At 66.9% G+C, this 3,921-nt stretch carries 3 protein-coding genes; 1 reads left to right on the forward strand and 2 read right to left on the reverse strand.

Going from position 1 to position 3,921, the window contains the following annotated elements:
- Positions 1-208 precede the first annotated feature (208 nt).
- Positions 209-1,072, reverse strand: a complete 864-nt coding sequence (gene ybgF, locus FVW20_RS09200; RefSeq protein WP_231038998.1) for a tol-pal system protein YbgF — start codon at positions 1,070-1,072, stop codon at positions 209-211.
- A 269-nt stretch (positions 1,073-1,341) separates the two neighbouring features.
- Here ybgF and FVW20_RS09205 point away from each other — a divergent pair, with 269 nt between their 5' ends.
- On the forward strand, positions 1,342-2,298 hold the full coding sequence (locus FVW20_RS09205; RefSeq protein WP_196609182.1) for a hypothetical protein: 957 nt from the start codon (positions 1,342-1,344) through the stop codon (positions 2,296-2,298).
- A gap of 353 nt (positions 2,299-2,651) precedes the next feature.
- Here FVW20_RS09205 and FVW20_RS09210 read toward each other — a convergent pair.
- Positions 2,652-3,921, reverse strand: a 1,270-nt coding sequence (locus tag FVW20_RS09210) for a chemotaxis protein CheA (protein WP_231038999.1), incomplete at its 5' end; no start/stop codon positions are given.

The raw sequence follows: 3,921 nt of genomic DNA on the forward strand, positions 1-3,921 counted from the left end.
AGCCCCGCCAGCAGACGACGCACCGTGCGCGGTCCGATGCCGGGGCTGTAGCGCAAGGCCAGGGCAGCCCACAATTCGGCGCGGCCCTTCGCATCCAGGTCGGCAAAGGCTGGCAGCGCGGCGGGGCCGGGCGGCATCGTGCGGAAGCCTGCGCTATCCGGGCGTAAGGGGGCGGGCGGCTGGGAAGCCATGACAGGGCGCGGGCAGCTTACCCGTTGGGGAAGCGCTGCCGGGCCAGCTTGGCGGCCGGGGAATCGGGGTGGTCTTCGCGCAGCGCCTTCAGGTGAAAGCGCACGTTCTCGTCATCCCCCAACTGCTTGTAGGCCAGCGCGATCTTGAGCAGCGAATCCGCCGCCTTGTGATGCCTGGGGAAGCGCGCGGTGACCTCCTTGAAGGCCACGATGGCGTCGGCGTAGCGGCGCTGGGCGTACAGGGCCTCGCCCTTCCAGTACAGGGCGTTGGGCACCAACGCGCTGTTGGGGTAATCGCTCAGAAAACCATCAAAACGCACGCGGGCCTCGTCGGTCTTGCCGCGTTGCAGCAGGTTCAGGGCGGACTCGTAGGCGGCCTTGTCCGAGACGCCCTTGGCGGGCTTTGGCTCCGGCTTTTGCGCGGTTTTGGAAGCGACCCTGGCGGGTTCCGGCTGGATGCGGCGTCCGCCCTTGCCCAGGTCGTCAGCATCGACTGCCGGTACCGCCGGAGCATCGCCCGACGATGCCACGGTTGAAGCCTGGGCCGATGCCGCAGTGGATGCAGGAGAAGCCCCCCGTCCGCTCACCAGTGCGCCTTCCAACGCGTCCAGCCTGCGGCCGTCGGATTCGCGGTCGCCGTCCACGCGGGCGGACAGGGCGGCCTGCTTTTCCTCAAGCGCCCGCAGGCGCTCGTCCACAGAGCCGTCCCGGGCCTTGCGGGCCTCTTCATAAGAAAGGTACTTCTCCTCCAGCATGCGCAGCCGCCATTCGGTGCTGCCCTGCGCCGCGCCCTGTCCGGCGCAGCCGGAGCACAGGACCATGGCGAAAAGAAGGGCCGGAACAAGCAATGCCGCCGATGCGCGAAGCCGCCGATGCTGCATGAGGAATCTCCGAACTGGCCGTGTACGTTGACGGAACTTTACCCTGCATAGGCGATGCCCGCCATTTTTTCAAGGAAATCGACGCGCCCCCGCGCTCCGGACGGGCACCGCGCGGAATCGCCCGTGCTGGCGGCAATGCCCCGCCGCCCGAGGCGGCAACGGACTGGCGCATTGGCCCGCGCCCTTGCGCCCCAAGCTGTTTTGGGGCACAAGACCGATGCGACAACGCCCTTGCGCGCCACCGCATCACCCCAACGGAGCTGTAACGAATGATCCTGTTTCCCGATGCCGCCGTCTGGTCGCTGGCACTGCCGGGCGGCATTCTGGCCTGCCTGCTGCTGGGCGTGACGGGCTTGCCGTTCCTGTGCCTGGCCTGGCAGCGCATGTCCGTGGTCAAGCGCACCGCCTTTCCCGACAAGCTGGCCCGCCAGGGCGCCCTGCTGGCTACCCTGTCCGCCGCCGTGCTGCTGGCGGTGGCCGTGGCCGTCCTGATACGCATGATACAGATGCAGCCCGACCTGATGGAAGGGCCGTTCCGCGTGCCCCTGCTGGCCCCGCCCGCCCTGCTGGCGGGCACGCTGGCCTGCGCGGGCATCTACCTGTTCGGCTGGCGGCACATCCGGGGTTCGGTCATGCACCGCTTCGTGGGCCTGGCCGCCGGCATCGGCGGGCTGGAAGCCACGGTGACCGGCTTCGCCCTTTCCCGCGCCTTGCTGCTGCCGGGACATCCCCTTCCTTCCGCCGCATCCCCCGCCGACACCATGAACGCCCTCATCGCCGCCCCTGCGGATTCGCTGCTGTGGCCGGTGCTGGGGCAGTCGGCCTTCGTGGCGGCCGGTGCCGCCGGGGCGCTGTGCCTGGCCTGGCTGCTGACCCGCCGCGACAAGGACGACTTTGGCCGCGACTATTACAACTACGCCCTGGGTGTAAGCGCCCGCTGGGCACTGGGCGGCACCTTGTGCGCCCTGCCAGTGGGCGTGTACGTGCTGTACCGCGCCGCCACGCTGACCAGCCCGGACCTGACCGCCCTGCCCCCGCTGCTGCCCCTGGTCGGCACGCTGGTGCTGCCGCTGGCCGCCTGCGGCCTGTGGGGCACGGTGATCCGTTCCGCCACGCCGCTGCGCCACAAGGTGGGCATCGTGACCGCGCTGATGCTGCTGATGGTGGCCTGCGGCTGCGAGGCCAGCACCTTGGCCTACGTGGTGCGGCTGCACGCGCCCATGTAGGGGCTGCTTCCAGATTGTCCTTTCGCCCGTTGGCTGACCGACCCCAAGGGCGCGTGGCGTGCCCGTTAGGCGAACTGCGAGTCTTACGGGCATCAAGCGCAACGCGGTCAAACTTCGGCTGCCATTGCGCTGCTGTCCTTATCCGTAAGGTTCGCAAACTCACCTAACGGCTAAGGCTCAGTCAAATACCGAAGAGATATTCCCTCATGGCAGGCTTGTCTTCCTTGCCAGCGAACGGAAATCCTAATTTGGAAACAGCCCCTAACGCATCCGCTTGATCTCAAAGACAAACGCCCCCGCCCGGTGCTGCCGGACGGGGGCGTTCTGCTTTTGTGGCAAAGGCTGGATGAAACCTAGATGGCCTTTGAAGTAGCCATCATGTACACCTCGTGCGGATCCAGGATCAGGATGACGCTGCCGTCGCCCATGATGGTCGCGCCGGAGATGCCCTTCAGGTCGCCAAGGTAGGCGCCCAGGGGCTTGATGACGATTTCCTGCCGTTCCAGCAGACGGTCCACCACCAGGCCCAGGCGCCGATCGTTGTCGTGGATGACCACCACGGACAGCACGTCCTGCTTGTCGCCCTTGGGCAGACCCAGCAGTTCGGACAGCGAGGCGATGCCCAGCACTTCGCCGCGCAGGGTCACGGCCTTGCGGCCCTTGACGTCGGTCAGGCGGCGCGCCTCGATCTTGGTGGTTTCGGACACGGCGTCCAGCGGGATGGCGTACATCTCGCCCGCCACGTTGACCATCAGCGCGTCGATGATGGCCAGGGTCAGCGGCAGGGACAGGGTGAAGCGGGTGCCCTTGCCGATTTCCGAATGGATGCTGACGCTGCCCTTCAGGTTCTTGATGTTGGTACGCACCACGTCCATGCCCACGCCACGCCCGGAGATGTCAGTGATCTTCTCTGCCGAGGAGAAACCGGGGGCGAAGATGAGTTCCATGGCTTCGCGGTCGTCCATGGCTTTCGCTTCGTCGGGGCTGATTATGCCCTTGCGCACGGCAACTTCGCGCATCTTTTCCGGGTCGATGCCCTTGCCGTCGTCCTCGATCTCGATGGCGACGGAGTTGCCCTTGTGGTAGGCGCGCAGGGTCACCTTGCCCTTGCCCTTCTTGCCCTTGGCCACGCGCTCGTCCTCGGACTCCACGCCGTGGTCCACCGCGTTGCGGATGAGGTGCACCAGCGGGTCGCCGATGACTTCCACAACGCTCTTGTCCAGTTCCGTTTCCTCGCCTTCCAGGATCAGGTCCACTTCCTTGCCGCTCTTGCGCGACAGGTCGCGCACAAGGCGCGGGAAGCGCGAGAACACCGAGGAAACCGGCACCATGCGCACCTTCATGATGGTGTCTTGCAGGTCGTCCGAAATACGCGCCATGGCGTAGGTGGTTTCGGACAGGTCCTGGGCCACTTCGGCGATGACGACGTTGGTGTCGTCCTCCAGCCTGCGGGCCAGCATGGTGTAGCGGTTGCGGTTGATGATCAGTTCGCCGATGAGGTTCATCAGGTGGTCCAGCTTCTCGTGATCCACGCGGATGGTGGACGAGGCCTTGGCCGTTCCGGCCTGCTGGGCCTGCGCGGCTGCGGCGGCGCCCTGCCCGCCCGCGGGGCCAGACGGGGCG

The sequence above is a fragment of the Nitratidesulfovibrio oxamicus genome (assembly GCF_015731765.1).
Classification (GTDB): domain Bacteria; phylum Desulfobacterota; class Desulfovibrionia; order Desulfovibrionales; family Desulfovibrionaceae; genus Cupidesulfovibrio; species Cupidesulfovibrio oxamicus.